An 18,813-nucleotide genomic window follows, 5' to 3' on the forward strand; every position below is an offset into this window, starting at 1 on the left:
TCACGGGCCAGCACGCGGGCCGGCGCCTCGCGCATGTCGTCGGTATTGGGCTTGAATGCCAGGCCCCAGACACCGAAAGTCTTGCCGGTCAGATCCTCACCAAAGCGATTGACCACCTTGCGGCCCAGCACCTGCTTTTGCGCATCGTTGACGGCCTCCACGGCCTCCAGCACCCGCATCGGCTTGCCATAGGCGCTGGCTGTGCGCATCAGCGCCTGCACGTCCTTGGGAAAGCAGGAGCCACCGTAGCCGGCGCCCGCGTACAGGAAGCTGTAGCCGATGCGGGGGTCCGAGCCGATGCCCATCCGCACCAGTTCGATGTCGGCGCCCACTTCGTCGGCCAGGTTGGCCAGTTCGTTCATGAACGAGATACGCGTGGCCAGCATCGAATTGGCCGCGTACTTCGTGAATTCGGCCGAACGCACGTCCATGTAGAACGTGCGCTCGTGGTTGCGGTTGAACGGCGAGTACAGCTGACGCATGATGGCCTGCGCGTGGCGGCCGGCGACATCCGGCGCGCAGCCCAGCACGATGCGGTCCGGACGCATGAAGTCTTCCACGGCCGCGCCTTCCTTCAGGAACTCGGGGTTGGACACCACCGAGTACTGCAGGTCTTCCAGCCCGCGCGCCGTCAGTTCCTCGCGGATCACGGCGGCCACGCGGTCGCCAGTGCCCACGGGCACGGTCGACTTGTCCACCACCACCTTGAAACCGGTCATATGGCGGCCGATGTTGCGCGCGGCGGCCAGCACGTACTGCAGATCGGCCGAGCCGTCCTCGTCAGGCGGGGTGCCCACGGCGATGAACTGGACATCGGCATGCTCGGCGCTGGCGGCGACATCGGTGGAAAACGTCAGCCGGCCCGCCGCGCGATTGCGGTCGATCAGCTCCTTCAGGCCCGGTTCGTAGATGGGCACGCCACCGGCGTTCAGCAGGGCGATCTTCTTTTCGTCGACATCGAGGCAGAACACGGAATTGCCGAGTTCGGCCAGACAGGCACCGGTCACCAGGCCAACATAGCCGCTGCCGATAATCGTAACTTTCATTGAACAAACATCCGATAAATGGAATTCGCCACTAATGACATGCAGGTTGATGTCCAAACAAGATTGGCAGCACCGAGTTGGGGCTGTCGGACGTCAAAGCTGCAGAATCATTTCCAGCGAGATGAAACCTATTGAAGACAACGCCAATGGCGAAATCAGCGCACGGGTACCCGGCCGTAAACGTCCTCAAACCGGACGATATCGTCCTCACCCAGGTACGAGCCCGATTGCACCTCGATCAACTCGAGCGGAATCTTGCCAGGGTTTTCGAGCCTATGAGTGACACCCAGTGGGATGTACGTTGACTGGTTCTCAGACAGCAACATCTCGTTATCGCCGTTAAAGACCTTTGCGGTGCCGCGAACCACAATCCAGTGCTCGGCACGATGGTGATGCATCTGCAAACTCAACGAAGACCCGGGATTGACGATGATGCGCTTGACCTGAAACCGATCACCTTGATCGATGCCCTCATAGGATCCCCAGGGACGGAAGACCTTGCGATGGGTCACTGACTCGTGCCGGCCGGACTGGTTGAGTTGCTCTACGATCCTTTTTACGTCCTGCGCGCGATCACGATGCGCCACCAGCACGGCATCGGCAGTTTCAACCACCACGAGGTCTTCGACGCCAACCAGAGCCACCATACGATGCTCGGCGCGCACGTAGATGTTGCTGACATCTTCGGCTAGCACGTCACCGATCAGGGCGTTGCCTTTGTCATCCGTCGGCGCGATCTCGGCGAGAGCCGTCCAAGATCCGATATCGTTCCAGCCGAGACCCGCGGCCGTGACCACGGCGGCGCGCTCGGTTTTCTCCATCACCGCATAGTCGATAGAGACGTTTGGGCATTCGGCAAACGCTGCCGCGTCCAGACGCACAAAGTCAGCGTCTCGCTTGGCGGCCTGTACAGCCAGCTCTGCCTGGGTCAGGATCGCTGGTTCGTGTCGGCCAAGTTCCTCCAGGTATGCGGACGCCTTCAGCATGAACATACCGCTATTCCAGTAGTAGCCGCTCTCCTGCAGAAAGCGCTGTGCGGTGGCACTGTCCGGCTTTTCAACGAAGCGCTCGACTTGGTACGCTGCGTCATTGCCTCCGAGGCTCGCGCCGCCGCGAATGTAGCCATAGCCGGTATGCGGTTCGGTCGGTTCGATGCCGAAGGTAACCAGGTAGTTGTCGCGAGCAATGCTCGCTGCAGAGGTTGCCAGGCTGGCAAACCGCTCCTCATCCATGATCACGTGATCGGATGGCAGCACCATCAGCAGAGCGTCGTCGGACTGTTGGCGAGCCAGCAGTGCGGCCACCGCAACCGCAGGCCCCGTGTTGCGTCCCACGGGCTCCAATACGATCGACGACGGCGCGACCTGAACGCCGCGCAGTTGCTCGGCAACGAGAAAGCGTTGTTCCGCGTTGGTGATCACGATCGGCGCCGCGACATTGGACACGCCGTTCAAACGCAATGCCGTTTGCTGTACCAGCGTATTCTCGCCAGTCAGCCTCAGGTATTGCTTCGGATACCCCCCTCGCGACATCGGCCAGAGACGGGTGCCACTGCCCCCGCAAAGAATGACCGGATAAATCTTCATTTCCACCCCTCGTTGGTAACTCATGTTGTTGAAAGCCGTTCACACAGGCGTGCTGTTCCTTCGGTTCCGCAACGTCCATACGCCAAATAGGGCCGCGTTGCACGTCCAGCGCCAAATCTTGCGAGGCCAGCGCATAAGGTCCCCCGCTACGTGCCTCATTGGACGGCCCGCTGTCTTCCCGAGCAAGCGAACTACCGCCTCAGGTGTCGTAAACATTCGCGTGCGCCAATCCCAGTAGAGCGGATAGCGCAGCAATGCTCCGGCCACTAGCATATCGAGCGTCAGTTCTCTTTCACGCCACGGCTGCGGCAATTCATCGTGGGTCAGTCCCCAGCCCGCGTAGAACGGAAGCCCATAGGTAAAGACGCGCTTGCCGCGCAGCAAGGCGTCGAAGCCCGCCAACGATGACAACACGTGAATTTCGTCAGCGCGATCGATCAACGACAACACGTCGGCGTGCGCATCCACTACATCGGCTAGTGTGTTCGCGTGTACGAGGCCATTGCGATTGCCCGACAACACGTCGGGGTGCGGTTTGTAGACGAGGAAGGCATCGGGATTTCGCTGCCGCACCGTTTCCAGCAGCGCCTCCGCGGTACCGATCGCTCCGGTGCCGAAGCGGATGGAGGCGTCGTCCGCCACCTGCCCCGCGACCAGGATCACTCGTTTGCCCCCCGGCGCCTGCCAACAGGGCATACGGCGGCCCAGGTTGTACTTGGTCACGCCACGCCTGCAGACGAGTTGCCGCAGCGCGGCTGCTCGTGTCAGTTCAACGACGTCAAAATACGTGCAATTCAGAATATGCGTCAGTTCACTGGGCTGGCGCGCATCGAAGTACAGTCCCTGTCGATCCAGCACCTGGCTGCATGGAGCCTTCATGTCCGATCCCAGACCATCCGAATGAAAAAAACCGTCCTCCATACGAATAATTGGCGCACCGGAGGGAACGCCTTCAGCGCTCTTGCCGCCCCAAAGGGCGACGCACTCACCCGGAAAAACCTGCAAGGGCAGGTTGCTCCAGCGCAAGCCGCCTCCGGCAACGGTAAGGAATGGCATAGCCAAACGCCGCTTCCACACTTGGAATCTCACGCCAGCAATACTGGCGCAATCGGCATAACGCGCTCGTACGGACCGTTGGAGCTCGATGCTGTCCAACACCTGCACGAGCGTGCCGGGACCATGCGACTCTGGATCCAGGTAGCGTGTCAGACGCAGATAGACCACCTCGAACAACGCCGCAAGAGTCGGTCGCGCAGTGCGTCCCGGCAATGGCAAGTCATCTCGTGTCAGTCCCCAGCCAGCATAGTATGGAGCGCCGAAGACATGCACCGGAACACCAGCGAGCAACGCCTGCATACCCTCAGGCGCATCCACCGTGTAGAAGCGATCGACGTGTGCGAGCGTCGCAAACAGGCTGAAACCGTTGTGAATCAACTGTGCGCCGGGCAGCAGTTGCGCTTGCATCCGGGACAGGTAACCCGGTTTGCCATCGGCCAGTGGCCATATCCAAAATGCTGCGTCAGGATGGTTTGCTATGGCAGCAGTAACCATACGCGTAATGGCCGCGGCTTCGGCATTGGTACGTGCATGACGATCTGACAGCAGCACGCACTCCCGTTTTTCGGCCCGCAGCATTGGCGGACACGCCGGGATAGCGCCGCGCATAGGATCCGCGTTTGCGGCCACTACACGTGCGATGAGGCCATTCAATTCTGACGATTTACCTGGCGAGGGGCCGCCGCTAGGATTGGCCATCGCCGCCTGTACTGCCTCCGCGATCTGGACATCGAGCCCACCCGCGCCGGGTAGCTCGAACCACGACAACATCGGCAGACCCAGGCGGCATGCAGACCAGATCGGCCCCGGGAGCAAGGTTGGAGCAGTCAGCCCAATAACTCGTGCCAGCGGCAACAGTAGTCGTCCAAGCGTCCGATCCGTCCAGATACCATTCGACAAGGCTCCAAGCGACGCTAGCGAGCGCCAGCCGCGCGTCACTCGGCGTATGCCCCAATTCGCCTGTCCGGAAGGCATCTTGAACGCGCCAACACTACTCATCTACGCCAACGCCTCGATAAAATCGTCGACCGCCTTGAAATGCTGCGACCAAGTCGGGGCCTCGAAATGCTGTATACGAGCAAGCTGGGATTGTCGTTTCTGGCTGGCGGGCTTCGCATAATCAAGCACACTTGAAATCCAGCCGGGGCCATCGAGCGGGTCGAGATACTCGGGAACGTCCGCGGCAATTTCGCGAAACACGGGCAAATCGCTGGCAATGACCGGCACCTTCGTGACCAGTGCCTCGACCAACGGCATACCGTAGCCCTCGACGAACGATGGAAACAGCAACGCTTGGGCATGGTGAAGAAAGTCATGGAGGCGCGCATCGGAACAGTGCCCCTCCTCCACAACCTTTCCACGCAACGGTGCGCAGCGCTCAAGCATATCCACCGCGTTTTCGCACTCCCACCCTCTTCGCCCGATGATGACCAGCGTAGGCGCCTGTTTCCCATGCAGTTCCACAAGGCGGCGCCACACGTGAAGCACAAACCAATGATTTTTGCGTGGCTCTATCGTGCCAAGCATCACAAAATACGGCTCCTTGATCGGTCGTTCACCAGGAGCGCTCACGGTCACCCCTGGTGCGAGGCGGGCTATCGTTGTACGAGGTACGTCCCAGCCTTCACATCGGGACTGGTTCACAAGGGAGTCCAGGGTAGCTTGGGAATTAGCAATGATGCCGGCTGCATGAGACAGCGCTACACGCATTCTTTGTCGATGGGTTTCCAGAACACCGGGGCGACAGTACTCGGCATGCGTGAGCGGAATCAAATCGTGCAGCATGAATACAGCACGAACATCCCGCCTCTTCATCGCTTCGAAATACCGATTGAATTCAAGCCCGGAATGACTGGTATGCAAGAGAACGCCAGGCCCAACACGCTCTTTTTTGACGGCGCCGAGGATAGCACGCACCACCAGAGCTCGCACATCCCTCGAACGGGTGAAGTCCTGATTCAGCAAAAGTTCAAACGCCCGCTCCGAGTCACGCACAGACAAAACGACTTGGAAACCGCGCTCGCTCATGACAGCACGCGTGCCGCCCCGGCCGCCGTAGTGGCGAACATATTCCAGCCCGACGCGATCGATGCCAGTGGGCAACTTCCCGCTCACCAGCCGGCTTAGCAATCGAGAGACATCAAGAAAAATTCCAGGCAATTTTTATCCGGCCAGGGCGCCAATGTGACAAAATTCGTGCGGCTTCTTTGGCGCGCTGTTGGCCCGCTTTTCGAAGGCCGACATTGTCCCAAAAGCGAGACCTGAAATACATGAAATATCGCAAAATTGCCGCACGTTTGTTGCTTTTTTCCACCAGCCTCGGGTTGACCGCGTGTGGCATCGTCCCCTCATCAGGCCCCACTACCCAGCAGGTTCTCGGCGCATCGGAGATCTCCAGTGCCGAAGGTGCGCAACCTACCGCAGGCATTCAGATTGTTGACGTCAACGACACCGTGGCGCGCCGCTTGCTAGCGGAGCGCAAGACAGCAGACTTCGCAAGTACCCTTGGCCAAGAACATCCCGGCCGTCAGCAGTTTGGTCCTGGCGACGTGGTAGAAGTGTCGGTTTGGGAGGCGCCACCGGCCACTTTATTCGGCGCGGCCGCCACACAATTCGATAGCTCAACGGGGGCAAAGGCCACTGTTCTGCCGGCTCAGATCATCGACGCCGACGGCAACATCAACATCCCGTTCGCAGGACAGATCAAGGCTGCCGGCCGCTCGTCTACTGAACTGTCTCAGCACATCGCCTCCCGCCTGAAAGGCAAGGCCAACCAGCCGCAGGTCATCACCCGGCTGGTCAAAAATGCGACATCCTACGTAACAGTGGTGGGCGACGTAAATTCCAGTAGCCGCATGGAACTGACCGCTGGTAGCGAACGCCTGCTCGACGCTCTAGCTAACGCTGGCGGTGTGCGACAGCCCGTCGACAAGACGACCATCCAGGTAACGCGTGGTAACCGGGTGGAGGCGTTGCCTTTGCAAAGCATCATTCGTGACCCGCGCCAGAACGTGCCGTTGCACGCCGGCGACGTGGTCACGGCGCTTTTCCAGCCGCTTAGCTTTACGGTGTTGGGTGCCTCCGGGAAAAATGATGAGATCAATTTCGAGGCTCAAGGCATCTCGCTAGCTCAGGCATTGGCACGCAGCGGTGGTCTCAATGACGCCCGCGCAGATGCCAAGGGCGTATTCATTTTCCGTTTTGAGTCTCAAGACGCCCTAGACTGGCCGAATCAGCCTGTCCGGATGACATCGGATAATCGTGTACCGGTCGTTTATCGCGTAGACCTGAAGGATCCAGCCAGTTTCTTCGTGGCGCAGTCGTTCCCGATGAGCAACAAAGACTTGATCTACGTTTCGAACGCACCAGTTGCGGAAGTGCAGAAATTCTTGAATCTGGTGTTTTCGGTGGTGTATCCGCTTACAACTGTTATTCGGGCATATTGATCGACGGATTTGCAAGCAACGAAATATAAAAAAGTATCTGCCGCCATTAAGGCGGCCTCGTACTTATGAAACAGCGGATGAAACCGCTTGGAGCGAGTCGCGCACTTGCTCCCAACCGCTGCCCTGGTCGCTCCGCGTCCAGGACACCCCCCGCTTGACAATTTTGGCGGGCACACCTGCAGCAACAGAACAAGGCGGGACATCACCCTTCACCACGGCTCCCGCCGCAATCGTCGACCCTGCGCCTATATGGGCATCTCCGATAATGGTCGCACGCGACGCCAACCAAACATGGTGGCCAATGTCCACGATCGGGTTGCTACGGACATTCAGCAATGAGCCAGTCTTCATGTCAAACAACGCATGATTGTCTGTCACATGTATATATCCGTTAGCAAACATGCAATCATCACCGACATTTAGTGTGCTGCCGTCAGTCAGGTACACGTCCATTCCATTCGACGTAACATCATTACCTACGCAAACGTCGGCCCTCCCCCAAAGGTGAAATACCCATCTCCCGGTACAACGCTCTCCAAATTTAATCTTTTGCCCGGAGTGCGATATATCAATAAAAAGATTGGGAATGGAGAGGAGATTTATTTCGACACCCTCCAAAGTGACTGGGTTTATCCCGCCGTGAAATCCGATTGTAAGATTGCCAAGTTTGCTTTCATCCTGCGCACGGTAGCGTATAGTCCCTTCGATCAGGGCACCGCTCTCATTCCGAAAACAAGTTCTAGGGAGTTCTTTTATATTGATAGTTTTCATCTCCATCAACGAAGGAGATGATGTGCCGTGAATAATCGGCTTCACCGACATTTCGCGGGGCGGTACGTTGGCAGCCGATTTGTGAAAGTAACCTTTATATCTCGAGGAATTTTTGAATTCGGACGAGCGAAGCAGACGCTCGATGAGTCCCACCTCGTCGGCTGCAGCCATGTGACTGAGAATAACCTCCTCCGACTCGGGAGCCCGGCCGAGCATGAATTTGAACGCCCAGATTACAGCGTCCCTTGATACCGACATTGTATAACCCCTTCAAAATCACAACGTCCCAAAAATCTTACCCTCGCATGATTCTTGAGCAAATTACTTTGGCTCGTAAGCGTCGCTTATCGGCCTTCAGCGATTTGTCATTTGGCGCGAGTTTTAATGCTTGCTTTATACCCGCCAACCCGGCTTCAAACATCCCGAGCCGCTCGAGCAAACTGCCTTTGAGTCTGAAGAACTCGCTATCGCCCGCATCCCTTTGGATTGCTCTTTCAATTGTAATGAGTGCCTGCTCCAGAAGGCCATGATGAGTCTGAATATGTGCAAATTTCGCGATATCCGCAATAGTTGAATCGCCCAGTCGATCCAAGCACTTTGCAGCTTCCAGCGACACAACATTTGGAAAATTATCGTCACGTGCACGAATAAGCTCATCTCGTCGCGCAGCTGAAATTCTTCGATAATCCTCTTCGACTTCCATTTGATGTGGGAGCAATTCGGCGGCTTTCGCTGCCACTATCTGCGCTTCTTCGAGTCGTCCCATGCGTTCAAGCAAGCTGGCTTTCAGCCGAAAATGCTCGCCGTTTGCAGCATCTAGCACTATCACACGATCAACACTCGCGAGCGCCTCATCCAGGATGCCGTGACGGGCCTGAATATGTGCCAATGCTGCGATGTTACTCGAACTGCAATCTATCCTAACTAACTCTACCGCCGCTACAAGACCATCTTGGGTATCAGGGGCGCTTCCTCGAACGGTCATGAGTTGATCGCGACGTTTAGCAAGAATTCGCCCCAGATCCGCCCGAACTTCACCGTTATTTTTCGAAAGATCAACGGCGTTTTGAGCAGCGTTGAGAGCATCGTGAAATCGCCCCAAACGCTCAAAAATGCTGGCTCGAAATCTCTGTAGCTCACAATCCTGATCCCTATCAGAAACTGAATCGGTCAGCAGGATGGCGTCTTTGAGTTGCCCTGCGTGAGCTAGAATATGTGCTGACGTCAGGATATCTCCGCGATTGGATAGTCCATGCTTCGAAAGCTTGTCGCAGGTCGTCAGCGCTTCCGAAAGCTTGCCCTCGCTGAGGCGTTTGTCACGTGCCCGGCGTAGACGTTCACCCCAATGAGTCCGTAATGACGTAATTTCGCCATCCAAGGCGTCTAGCGCATCGTCGTCCACATCCTTAGTTGCGAGGAAGCGTTCCAAAAGGGCAGATACCGGCTTTTTCTTGCCAGCTTCTTCCAAAAGGCGCTCTGTCACAATTGCAATCAGCGGGAGACTCCATTCAGGATGCCTCCTTAGATGCTCCGAGGCCAACGCCAGCACTTGGGCAGCCTCTTCCAGGGTTCCATCTTGTATACAGGTTGTCTGCAACGTGCGTTCTCCATGCACGGACCTCTTTACCCACGTTCCGGGGAAGATAGTCGGAGTAAACTTATATTTAATTCAATCAACTGACGTTATTCGAACACCAATCACCAATCAGTGGCACCAAAGTGCTTCAAAAAACTCACACTATCGCCAAGTTCTTCGACTTAAACCTACTGGGATCCTTGAGATAAATTTTCGACTGCTCGTTCAACATTTTCGAGTAGGTCTCATCCGTCAGTTCGGCAGCTTCTTCAAGCGGGTCGGGACATACTTGACTAGTCGAGAAACCCATTTTTGAGAACAGCTCCGGCGTACAGTGGACACCTTGCCTACCGATATAAAGGCCGTAGTTTGGAAAGGTGGCAATTCTAACCCCGCCAACCAATAGCGTTGCACATTGCTTAATGTAATCCTGACTGGACGCCCTTCCATGCAATCCGTAACCCTCTAGCCATTCGATAATTTCTTTCGTCGGCCGATCCTTGTATTGAATGTTGCGAACGAAATTTAAATATAAGTCCACAAAAGGCTGGCGGCGACGCCAAAACTCCCGTGATAGGCCGAATGCCCAATTGTGATCCATCGAAACATACCGCGTCCTATTTTCCATTTGAACGGAAATCGGCTGGAAAGCACCTGTTGAGTTTGCTGCGAGCATGCCGACCCGTTGATCGTGGCGGAATTTCTTTCGCAACAGGTCCAGGGTTTGCATATGACCCGGCGCGATTAGTAGATCATCCTCGAAAAAGAACGCATAATCGTGGCCTCTTTCCTCAAACAAAAATCGCTCTATAAAGTCGAAATGCATAGCGATCCCCAGATTTCGAGGTTGCGCGATGTAATCAAGAGAATCTTTTTTTTCGGTCACCAGTTTTGCAATGGCTGAGTGGGCCCGGGAAGTGTCAGAGTCTGCGTTGCCTGATAAGCCATCCTGAAATACATAGACGTCATATAGATCAAAGATGCAAGTACCATTAATTCGTTGATTAACAATTGAAGAAAATACAAGCTCAAAATATCTATCCCGCGAATATGTTACTATGGCTACTGCATCTTTTTTTTTCATGGATTTTCGGTACGTCGGCTGGCGTTTCTTGTACGTGGGGGGGGCAAATGTGCGTGACTTCCGTATTCACCAAATAATTGGAATTAGGAAGTGGCTTTGCTCATTACGTCTTGTACGTTATCTCGATCTAATGCCCCGTTTTTTCCTTTAGTCCTTGCGAGTTTTCCAATGAAGCGCTCCCATTGAGGAAGAATTTCGTCCGGCAGATAACGTGCCGATACGATCTGCCCCTGCTCACGAAGGGTAGTTTGTCGCTGCTCCGATTCCTCATCGTAGAGAACCGCCTTAAGCGCTTTCACCAGGCTTGCTGTTGAATAGGGGTCGAAGTATTCTGCGGCATCGCTGTACACTTCGCGATGCACCGGGATGTCCGAGGCTACGACTACACCGCCGCTTCGCATGGACTCAATCCCTGAAAAATCGAATCCCTCTCCCAGACTTGGGCACACGGTTGCCACCGCGTTCCGGTAGAGCGCACGCAGGTCCGGCGCCGGCACAGCGTTGAGCATGAACAGCTCACCCTGGTCGATCCATGAACGGAATCCTTTGATGGTACCTGCATAGTCCCATCCTAGGCCGCCGACCACGACGAGTTTGATATCCGGGTCAATGTCGGCCTTGAGCACTTCCCATGCCGCCAAAAGACGCGTGTGGTTTTTGCGCGGTTCCACTGTGGAGACGACGAGCAGATACTTGAATGGCCTTTGGGAGAGCACCCGTCGGTAAAAACTCTCCTGCTCTCGCAAGCTGAAGAAATTCGGCTGTACCTCCACGCCCTTTGACTTGTCGCCTTCGTGTAGGCGGGCCCGAATGATGCCGGGTACACGCTCCTCACTTTTCTCTTCCAAGAAATAGTGATGCGAAACCATGTTGTAGATCGTCACGGTTCGATCCTTGGCTTCTGGATGTAGCCGCAACAGGTCTTGCCGGGTGGCCTCCGACACGCAGGCAAAGTACGCCCCCTCGCGCACATTGTTCATAAGCGCATAGAAATGTGTCGCCTGATGAATCGACTTGTCCGGAATGGTATGAGGCATAAATACCGGGATCGCATCGTGGTAACGAACTACAAGCGTGGTGTTCTTCGACACAGTTGCGGGATATGGTGTCTGCGCGATAAAAATATCGAGTCCCTGCGTATCAAGTCGAGCATACTTTGGCGTTGAACCAAACGTGAGCGTTCCCAGCCCCGCCATATGCATAGCATGCCATGGCATAGAGCAAATGCGTTGGTTGGACGTCGAAACCAAGCCGAAATCAGATGCCGGCAAGGTCTTCGAAAATAGCGTACGCCAAATGAAGTCCCCAAAGTGCTTGCTCTCGAACCGAGTTAGCCGTACGCGACCGAACCCGAGCAAAGTACGTGATGAAAGGAACGTATGCGACAGCTTTTTCTCGACGTAACCGAGAGCGATATCGAAAAAGTTTCGATAAGGCTTCTCGGCGAGCGAAACAATGACACGTGAATAGCGATTGAGCTTTCTTGCTTCCGACATGCGGACAAACCGACTCTGCTTCAGCGGCGTCCCACGAGAGAGAACACGATGCGACGTTTGAATCATGCCTTCTACTTCAACGCTTTCGATCATCCGCAAACCGCGAAAAAGCAGGCGGGCCTCCTGCGGGATGCCAGCGAACCCCTCCAATGCCGGCCGCATTTCTAAAAGAACGTTTACCTTTTTGCCGTCTTTCATTTTGAATCCTGATCGCTAATTTGAGTTGTAGTATTCGTACGCAGCATCGATGTCCGCAAAATTCAATAGCGTCCCACTATCGAGAACACATACTCGCGAGCAATGCTCACGAATATTGTGCACTTCGTGCGAGACGATAATCATCGCGCGATCACGTCTTTTTTCGAACAACTCGCTCCGACATTTTTCATGGAATCTGGCGTCGCCTACGGAAATCACTTCGTCAATCAGAAAACAATCGAATTCGATGGCCATAGACATCGCAAATGCCAAACGGGCTCTCATCCCGGCGGAGTAATTTTTTACCGGCTCTCGCAAATATTGGCCAAGCTCAGAAAATTCCTCCACAAACGGTATCGTGTCTTCGTATGATGCCCCGTAAACTCTACAAATGAAGCGTAGATTGTCCAGACCAGTAAGGCTGCCTTGAAAACCGCCTCCAAATGCCAACGGCCACGACACCGTCATTTCCCTGCTAATGCTTCCGTCGGTAGGCTCTTCTGATCCCGCTATAAGACGGATCAAAGTGGATTTTCCTGATCCGTTCCGCCCTAGAATGCCAATTCGCTCACCATGTCGAACCGTCAAATTGAGATCATTCAGAATTTTTCGACGACCCTGGCGAGTAGCGTAATATTTTGTTATTCCCTTTAGTTCTATCATTGTGGCTCGACTTTTTTCGAGATATCCCGAATCACCCAAAGCCCTACAAACGTCATAACCAAGAGGATGGATGCGACGTACGGTACGTCGTAATACGCCTTGACCGCGTCACCGAAGTATCCAAGCCTGAATACCTCCACGCAATTTGGCAAAGGGAAAAGTAAAACAATATCTCGCAACCCAGGCGGTAGCCAAGCTGCCATTGCAAACGCGCCGGATACGGGTAACTGGAAATACGCGATCGGATGCCAGAATCGCTCCACCAATTCGCTGTATTCGCATAATCCTCCAACTAACAAGCCCATCGACACAGCATACCAAGCCAGTAACGCCCAGCCATAGAGCATGTAAAGAGGATCGGCTGGCGGCGGGATAATCTGAGCGACTATAAACAACGTCAGAAGTACTACCAATGAAATCGTCGCACCCGCTATTTCAAGGATAATTCGCGAGAAAAATAAGTCTACAACTCTCACGTTCCGGTGGAAGAGCAAAGCAGTATTGGGCTCGACAGCAAGCGTGCATCGTCCAATTGTGTTACGCCAGATGAGCACTGTGGAATAGCTCACTATTGAGTAAGCTATGACATTAATATGGTGCGAGGTCCCCGTGTCGTGGACCAAGGTCCACAGTGCCGTAACACCAATTGTAAACAACATTGGCTCGGCAAAAAGCCAAGCAAAACCGATGTTGTGGCGTCCATAACGCGTAATAATTTCCCGCATCAACAGCGCATGGAGAACGCGCATCTGGATACGGAGAGATCGCCGAAAAGGCGTTTCGGTACCCATCACCTTAATCCTTGTGTTCTCGGACGGCTGATATCAGAAGTGCGAGTACTCCCCACATGATCATGCCGACGAGGAACACGGTGATAATTCCTCGAATTCTGCGCGGTTCGATTGCCTTGTCCGGCAAACTCGGCTGTGAAATGCGCTCGAGATAAAGCTGCTTGCGTCGTGCCTGGCTGCGCGATGTCTCCAGCGACGTCATGGCAGACGCCAGTTGCTTCTCAGCAAATTCCCTCTCGAGTATCAAACGCTCATACGCTGGCGCCTTGCCTGCAAACGAACCCTTGCGTCCCACCACGCTACCAGAAGCCTTGGCCATTTCGGCTTCAAGCGTAGCGATTTTGTTCTTCAAGACCGGAATCTGAGGATTCTGTGGTGCAATTGCCTGCAATTGCGCGAGCTGCGTGCGGCTGGCTACCAGGGACTCCTGAATGCCGGAGGCCTGCTGTAATTGGAGTGCCGATTGGCGGTCCGGATCGAAAATCGATTGGTCGCTACGGTAACCTGAAACAGCAACAGCAGCAGCTTTTACCCGAGCCTCGGCCCGTGCCACTTCCTCACTGGCAGCCTCCACCATATCTCGGCGCGCCCGGTCATTCATTCGATTGACGAGCTGCTCACCCTGTTCCAGCAGGAGCTGATTGATCCGACGCGCATCCTCTGCCTTGAAAGCATCCACAGTCAGCGTGGTAATGGAGGATGTACTGTCTAGCGTAACGTCGACCTGCTTCTTATAGTAGCGAAACAGGCCCTCAAAGCTGCGATCGAAATCGAACGCAGGAAAGCGGCCGATGAAATCAGCGTCTTTCGTGGAGTATGCCTTCAGGAAATAGTCATCCTGATTTAGCACAGACAGCGCGTCGCGGGACAAGACATAGTCGTTGACCGCGTAAATGTCATCCTGCGACCGGGAGAACCCCGTGCTCTGCAGCAGCGCACCCACCAAACTTGCCTGCGATTCCTTTTCCGGGCTGCGTACAACAAATCGCGATTCGGAGATGTAGACATCGGATGCGATCAAGCCGTAGTAGACCGTCGCAAGAATCGTCGGGATGATGACCGTACATACAAGGAGCCGGTCCAAGTTCCTCACCCGTTGCACAACCTTGTTGACCAGCTTGGTGGACAAGGTTCCTTCGGGTTGCTTCAATACCGTTTCCAACATCTTTTCCAAAACAAAAGGCCCTCAAATCTCAAACAGCGTTCGGGCCTAATCGGCTTACTACGAGTTGAACGACAGCGCTTGACCCCACACCTATACAGCATCACGTCAAGCGCCATGAATGAAAAAAACGGCAAAAAAGCTGACTGTGCGCGGGCGGGAGTATATCTGCCAGAGAAGCAGTGTGCCATACCCCATTCGGGGCAAAGTTGCAGGTAGCACACGATTAAATGACTTCATTTGCAGACAAACGTCGATCTTAAGCTATGCTCGCGCCTCCCAAGGGCGATCCAGGCCACCCGATACGCCTCGACACTGCCAACGTAGTAGGCAGGCGAACCTGAAAAAGCACCTGCCCTATCGCACACTCCAACCGCCATAGATGCAACGCTCGTTCCTGGCCCTGCAAGGCACGGCCTCCCCTTTTTTTCGCCAACTGTTGGCGGCTTTGGCTGAACGCAGACACAAAACACAACGCGTCAATTTTTGCGGTGGAGATCTCGCATATGCCGGAACCGGGCCTTCCTGGAACTACCAAGAGCGGCTTGAGGACTTACCGGCGCGCTACGCGGAAATGCTCCGGTCCGGAAGCTTCACAGATGTTGTACTTTTCGGGGATTGCAGGAAAATTCATCAGGCCATATTTGCCCCCGCCGGTGAGTTGGGTGTAAGAGTCCATGTCTTTGAAGAAGGATACGTACGACCACATTGGCTCACGCTGGAGCAACACGGTGTCAATGGGCGTTCCCGGCTCCCGCGCGATCCCGAATGGTATCTCGCGCATCGTGGCACGATTCCCTCCCCTCCCCGCGTGCATGCAACGGGCTACAACCTTTATGAGCGCGCCTACCACGATATCCGCTATCGCGCCGCAAATGCGCTATACGCGAGCCGCTTTCCGCATTATCAAAGCCATCGCCCGCACAGCGGCTTGCGCGAATACGCCGGGCTTGCTCGCCGCCTTCTCCAGCAGCGGCAGCATCGCGCCGAGGCCCACCGCGTTGCTGAACGCCTGTTGACAACGAAGCAGCCCTTTTTTCTTTTTCCGCTGCAACTCAACTCGGATTCGCAGATACAGGTTCACTCGCCATTCATAAGCATCCGACACGTGATCGATCACGTGCTAACCTCCTTCGCTGCGCACGCACCGGCAGACACCCTGCTTGTCATCAAAAACCACCCGCTAGACACGGGGCTAATCGACTATCGCCACTACACCAGGAAATGCGCAAAGGTGCTGGGCATAGGCGATCGCCTCGAGTTCATCGACGCCGGCCATCTGCCGACGCTGCTCGATCACGCCCGGGGTGTGGTGGTCGTCAACAGTACGGTGGGACTCTCCGCTTTGCATCACCGGCGACCGCTCATGGCGTTGGGAACTTCGATTTACGGTATGGAGGGCATGACTTGGCAAGGCAGCTTGGATGATTTCTGGCGTGATGCACAAGGGCCGAATATGGATTTGTACCAGGCATTCTTGGGCTACTTGTTGCATCACACGCAGATCAATGGTGATTTCTATACGAGTACCGGCATTCCCATGGCTGTGGCCGGAGCAGTAGAGCGGCTGGAGACTGCCTCGCAATGACCAACCGCGGCCCCCGCAACATCGTGATTACCGGCGCCAGCGCAGGCATCGGCCAGGCGCTCGCCCACGCCTACGCGGCCCCGGGTGTCGCGCTAGGCCTAGTCGCCCGCGACCCCGCCCGCCTCGCGGCCTGCGCAAACCAGTGCCGCAAGGCCGGCGCCGTCGTGGAAGCCGCGCAACTCGATGTTCGCGACTCCGCCAGTATGGGCGCATGGCTTACGTCATTCGACGACACCCACCCCATCGACCTGCTGATCGCCAACGCCGGAGTCGCCAGCACCCTGGCTACGGCTTGCGACTGGGAAGACCTCCAGCGCACGCAGCACGTTTTCGACACCAATTTCTACGGTGCCATGCACGCGTTGCTGCCCGTAGTCGAACGAATGCGTGAGCGCAAGCGTGGACATGTTGCGATGATCAGTTCCCTGGCCGCACTGCGCGGCATGGCGATTTCTCCCGCGTACTGTGCCAGCAAGTCTGCCATCAAGGCCTACGGTGAATCGGTGCGACCGCTCCTCGCCCGCGACGGCATCAAGCTTTCCCTTGTGTTTCCCGGCTTCGTAAAGACTGCGATGAGCGATGTTTTTCCCGGGGACAAGCGTATGCTTTGGTCCGCAGAAAAGGCGGCAAAACACATTCGAGCCAAGCTAGCCTCCGGCCGATCGGAAATCGCGTTTCCCAGCCTGTTGGCGATCGGGATGGGCCTACTGCCCCTGCTGCCGGCCCGACTGGGAGATGCGATCCTCGACCTGATGTCCTACGTGCCACGGGAGGAGCGGTAGGGCGCATGTCAGGCTATATCTGCTTTCTCCTGGCGATTGTCACCTCTTTTGTGCCGGACGCTATCGTTCTGCCACGGCCCCGCGCACCTTGGCGCCGCGGCATTCGGGCACTCGGCATTCACTGCCTGTCGGTCACGAGCCTCTTTTCGCTGACGCTCCTTTGCACCGCGCGCCCTGCCTTTGCCTCACTCGTTGCCGTCGCGCTCGTCGCCCTACTCTCGGTCGTCAGCAATGCCAAATTTGCATCGCTACGAGAGCCGTTCGTCTTCACGGATCTGAGCCTTTTCAGCCAACTGTTCCGCCATCCACGCCTGTACCTGCCGTTCCTCAGCGCCACGGATGTCATTGCGATGCTGGTCGGCACAGGTCTCTTTGTCGGCGTCTTCCTCGCTAACTCGGAGCTGCCGGGCATGCCCGCCATCGCGCTGCTGGCCGTATCCGCTGCGTGCCTGGCCGGTTGCATGATGCTCTCCGCCGCCCTGCCACTCACGCTCGACCCCAGCAACGATCAGCAGCATCACGGCTTTTTCGCAGTGTTCGTCGCCTACCTGTTGAACGGCCTACGGCCGTCGGTCGTGCGAAATTTCCGGGCAGCGCTTTTGACCGGCCCCTACTCGCGCCAGGCTGCGCCCGCGAAGCGTCCGGATGTCATCCTGATCCAGAGCGAATCCTTCTTCGATGCGCGACGGCTCGGCGATTCGGTCCACCCCGAATTGCTGCAGCATTTCGACGCAGCCCAACGTTCTGCCCTGCAATATGGTGAGCTGCGTGTGCCTGCCTGGGGCGCCAACACGATGCGAACGGAATTTGCCGTGCTGACGGGATTGCCCGAATCGATGCTTGGTCTGGCCCGTTTCTATCCCTATGCGTTCATCCGCCGCCCATGTGCGTCGCTCGCTGGCTGGTTCCGCCGCGCCGCATACCGCACAGTCGCAGTACATCCGTACTACGCAGACTTCTTCGGACGCAACCGAACACTGCCGCTGATGCACTTTGAGCGCTTCCTTGACATTCGCCACTTCGCCGACGCAAAGCGAGCCGGCCCCTATATTTCGGATGCGGCGGTTGCCAACGCCATTCTCGCGGAGCTGGAAGCCGCCGCCAGTGAGCCCGCATTCATCATGGCGATGACTATGGAAAACCATGGGCCGCTTCACCTCGAGCAAGTGACGCCCGGCGAAGGCGCGCAATATCACACGCGTGGCGATGGTACGCCGTGGAACGACCTAACGGCCTACTTACGGCACCTGGCGGCCGCCGACGCTATGATCGGCCGTCTCATGGAAGCTCTGCGGGCGCGGGAACGCGGCACAATTCTATGCTTTTACGGGGACCATGTTCCGGCGTTGCCCAAGGTGTTCGAGGCGCTCGGGGGCTTACAGACACACAGTGACTATTTCATCTGGAGCAGCGACAGTCGGCAAAATCCTGCCCCCGTGCGCAAAGACATTTACGCAGCGGAACTTGGGCAGGAACTGATCGGGCATATCCCACAAGAGGAGAATGCCCGCCCGCAAGAACAGACAATAAGTACGAACTAAGCAGTAGCAGCGAGAGCAGGATCGAAG

General features: G+C 56.0%; 15 protein-coding genes. 4 read left to right on the top strand and 11 right to left on the bottom strand.

Features of this window, described 5'->3' with window-relative positions:
• From D9X30_RS19630 to D9X30_RS19645, 4 genes are all read right to left on the bottom strand, one after another.
• Positions 1-1,046, bottom strand: a 1,046-nt coding sequence (locus D9X30_RS19630; protein WP_153948844.1) for a UDP-glucose dehydrogenase family protein, incomplete at its 3' end; no start/stop codon positions are given.
• Positions 1,047-1,201: 155 nt separating this feature from the next.
• Complete coding sequence (locus tag D9X30_RS19635; protein ID WP_153948843.1) at positions 1,202-2,632, bottom strand: mannose-1-phosphate guanylyltransferase/mannose-6-phosphate isomerase; 1,431 nt, start codon at positions 2,630-2,632, stop codon at positions 1,202-1,204.
• Positions 2,633-2,671: 39 nt separating this feature from the next.
• Positions 2,672-4,687: a capsule polysaccharide biogenesis protein gene (locus D9X30_RS19640; RefSeq protein WP_502799655.1), complete on the bottom strand. Its 2,016-nt coding sequence runs from the start codon at positions 4,685-4,687 to the stop codon at positions 2,672-2,674.
• Positions 4,688-5,848, bottom strand: a complete 1,161-nt coding sequence (locus D9X30_RS19645; protein ID WP_153948842.1) for a glycosyltransferase family 4 protein — start codon at positions 5,846-5,848, stop codon at positions 4,688-4,690.
• 110 nt (positions 5,849-5,958) lie between these two features.
• Between D9X30_RS19645 and D9X30_RS19650 the strand changes: the two genes are divergently transcribed.
• Positions 5,959-7,134: a polysaccharide biosynthesis/export family protein gene (locus tag D9X30_RS19650; protein WP_153948841.1), complete on the top strand. Its 1,176-nt coding sequence runs from the start codon at positions 5,959-5,961 to the stop codon at positions 7,132-7,134.
• A gap of 63 nt (positions 7,135-7,197) precedes the next feature.
• Here D9X30_RS19650 and D9X30_RS19655 read toward each other — a convergent pair whose 3' ends face one another.
• From D9X30_RS19655 to D9X30_RS19685, 7 genes are all read right to left on the bottom strand, one after another.
• The gene (locus tag D9X30_RS19655; RefSeq protein ID WP_194946554.1) at positions 7,198-8,076 is read right to left on the bottom strand and encodes an acyltransferase; all 879 of its coding nucleotides are present in this window, start codon (positions 8,074-8,076) and stop codon (positions 7,198-7,200) included.
• Between the two features lie 124 nt (positions 8,077-8,200).
• The gene (locus tag D9X30_RS19660; RefSeq protein WP_153948839.1) at positions 8,201-9,502 is read right to left on the bottom strand and encodes a tetratricopeptide repeat protein; all 1,302 of its coding nucleotides are present in this window, start codon (positions 9,500-9,502) and stop codon (positions 8,201-8,203) included.
• Between the two features lie 136 nt (positions 9,503-9,638).
• On the bottom strand, positions 9,639-10,565 hold the full coding sequence (locus tag D9X30_RS19665; RefSeq protein WP_153948838.1) for a glycosyltransferase family protein: 927 nt from the start codon (positions 10,563-10,565) through the stop codon (positions 9,639-9,641).
• Between the two features lie 83 nt (positions 10,566-10,648).
• Complete coding sequence (locus tag D9X30_RS19670) at positions 10,649-12,259, bottom strand: glycosyltransferase family 4 protein (RefSeq protein WP_153948837.1); 1,611 nt, start codon at positions 12,257-12,259, stop codon at positions 10,649-10,651.
• 15 nt (positions 12,260-12,274) lie between these two features.
• On the bottom strand, positions 12,275-12,922 hold the full coding sequence (locus D9X30_RS19675; protein WP_153948836.1) for an ABC transporter ATP-binding protein: 648 nt from the start codon (positions 12,920-12,922) through the stop codon (positions 12,275-12,277).
• On the bottom strand, positions 12,919-13,713 hold the full coding sequence (locus D9X30_RS19680; protein ID WP_153948835.1) for an ABC transporter permease: 795 nt from the start codon (positions 13,711-13,713) through the stop codon (positions 12,919-12,921). Before D9X30_RS19680 ends, D9X30_RS19675 begins: the two co-directional genes overlap by 4 nt.
• Positions 13,714-13,717: 4 nt before the next feature.
• Positions 13,718-14,863, bottom strand: a complete 1,146-nt coding sequence (locus D9X30_RS19685; protein ID WP_228770988.1) for a KpsE/RkpR family capsule polysaccharide export protein — start codon at positions 14,861-14,863, stop codon at positions 13,718-13,720.
• A gap of 394 nt (positions 14,864-15,257) precedes the next feature.
• Here D9X30_RS19685 and D9X30_RS19690 point away from each other — a divergent pair, with 394 nt between their 5' ends.
• Genes D9X30_RS19690 through D9X30_RS19700 form a run of 3 tightly spaced genes read left to right on the top strand, consistent with a single transcriptional unit; the run spans position 15,258 to position 18,786 of the window.
• Positions 15,258-16,463: a capsule polysaccharide biogenesis protein gene (locus D9X30_RS19690; RefSeq protein WP_153948834.1), complete on the top strand. Its 1,206-nt coding sequence runs from the start codon at positions 15,258-15,260 to the stop codon at positions 16,461-16,463.
• The gene (locus D9X30_RS19695) at positions 16,460-17,245 is read left to right on the top strand and encodes an SDR family NAD(P)-dependent oxidoreductase (protein ID WP_153948833.1); all 786 of its coding nucleotides are present in this window, start codon (positions 16,460-16,462) and stop codon (positions 17,243-17,245) included. Before D9X30_RS19690 ends, D9X30_RS19695 begins: the two co-directional genes overlap by 4 nt.
• A gap of 5 nt (positions 17,246-17,250) precedes the next feature.
• Positions 17,251-18,786 carry an LTA synthase family protein gene (locus D9X30_RS19700; RefSeq protein WP_153948832.1) on the top strand — a complete coding sequence of 512 codons (1,536 nt, stop codon included), beginning with the start codon at positions 17,251-17,253 and terminating at the stop codon, positions 18,784-18,786.
• Positions 18,787-18,813: the final 27 nt, after the last annotated feature.

It is taken from the genome of Cupriavidus sp. U2 (genome assembly GCF_009663685.2).
In the GTDB taxonomy this organism is placed as follows: domain Bacteria; phylum Pseudomonadota; class Gammaproteobacteria; order Burkholderiales; family Burkholderiaceae; genus Cupriavidus; species Cupriavidus necator_C.

Coding starts and splice junctions, on each gene's coding strand:
- D9X30_RS19650 (WP_153948841.1), top strand. CDS start 5,959: ATGAAATATCGCAAAATTGCCGCACGTTTGTTGCTTTTTTCCACCAGC.
- D9X30_RS19700 (WP_153948832.1), top strand. CDS start 17,251: ATGTCAGGCTATATCTGCTTTCTCCTGGCGATTGTCACCTCTTTTGTG.
- D9X30_RS19635 (WP_153948843.1), bottom strand. CDS start 2,632: ATGAAGATTTATCCGGTCATTCTTTGCGGGGGCAGTGGCACCCGTCTC.
- D9X30_RS19695 (WP_153948833.1), top strand. CDS start 16,460: ATGACCAACCGCGGCCCCCGCAACATCGTGATTACCGGCGCCAGCGCA.
- D9X30_RS19640 (WP_502799655.1), bottom strand. CDS start 4,687: ATGAGTAGTGTTGGCGCGTTCAAGATGCCTTCCGGACAGGCGAATTGG.
- D9X30_RS19665 (WP_153948838.1), bottom strand. CDS start 10,565: ATGAAAAAAAAAGATGCAGTAGCCATAGTAACATATTCGCGGGATAGA.
- D9X30_RS19675 (WP_153948836.1), bottom strand. CDS start 12,922: ATGATAGAACTAAAGGGAATAACAAAATATTACGCTACTCGCCAGGGT.
- D9X30_RS19690 (WP_153948834.1), top strand. CDS start 15,258: ATGCAACGCTCGTTCCTGGCCCTGCAAGGCACGGCCTCCCCTTTTTTT.
- D9X30_RS19680 (WP_153948835.1), bottom strand. CDS start 13,713: ATGGGTACCGAAACGCCTTTTCGGCGATCTCTCCGTATCCAGATGCGC.
- D9X30_RS19670 (WP_153948837.1), bottom strand. CDS start 12,259: ATGAAAGACGGCAAAAAGGTAAACGTTCTTTTAGAAATGCGGCCGGCA.
- D9X30_RS19655 (WP_194946554.1), bottom strand. CDS start 8,076: ATGGCTGCAGCCGACGAGGTGGGACTCATCGAGCGTCTGCTTCGCTCG.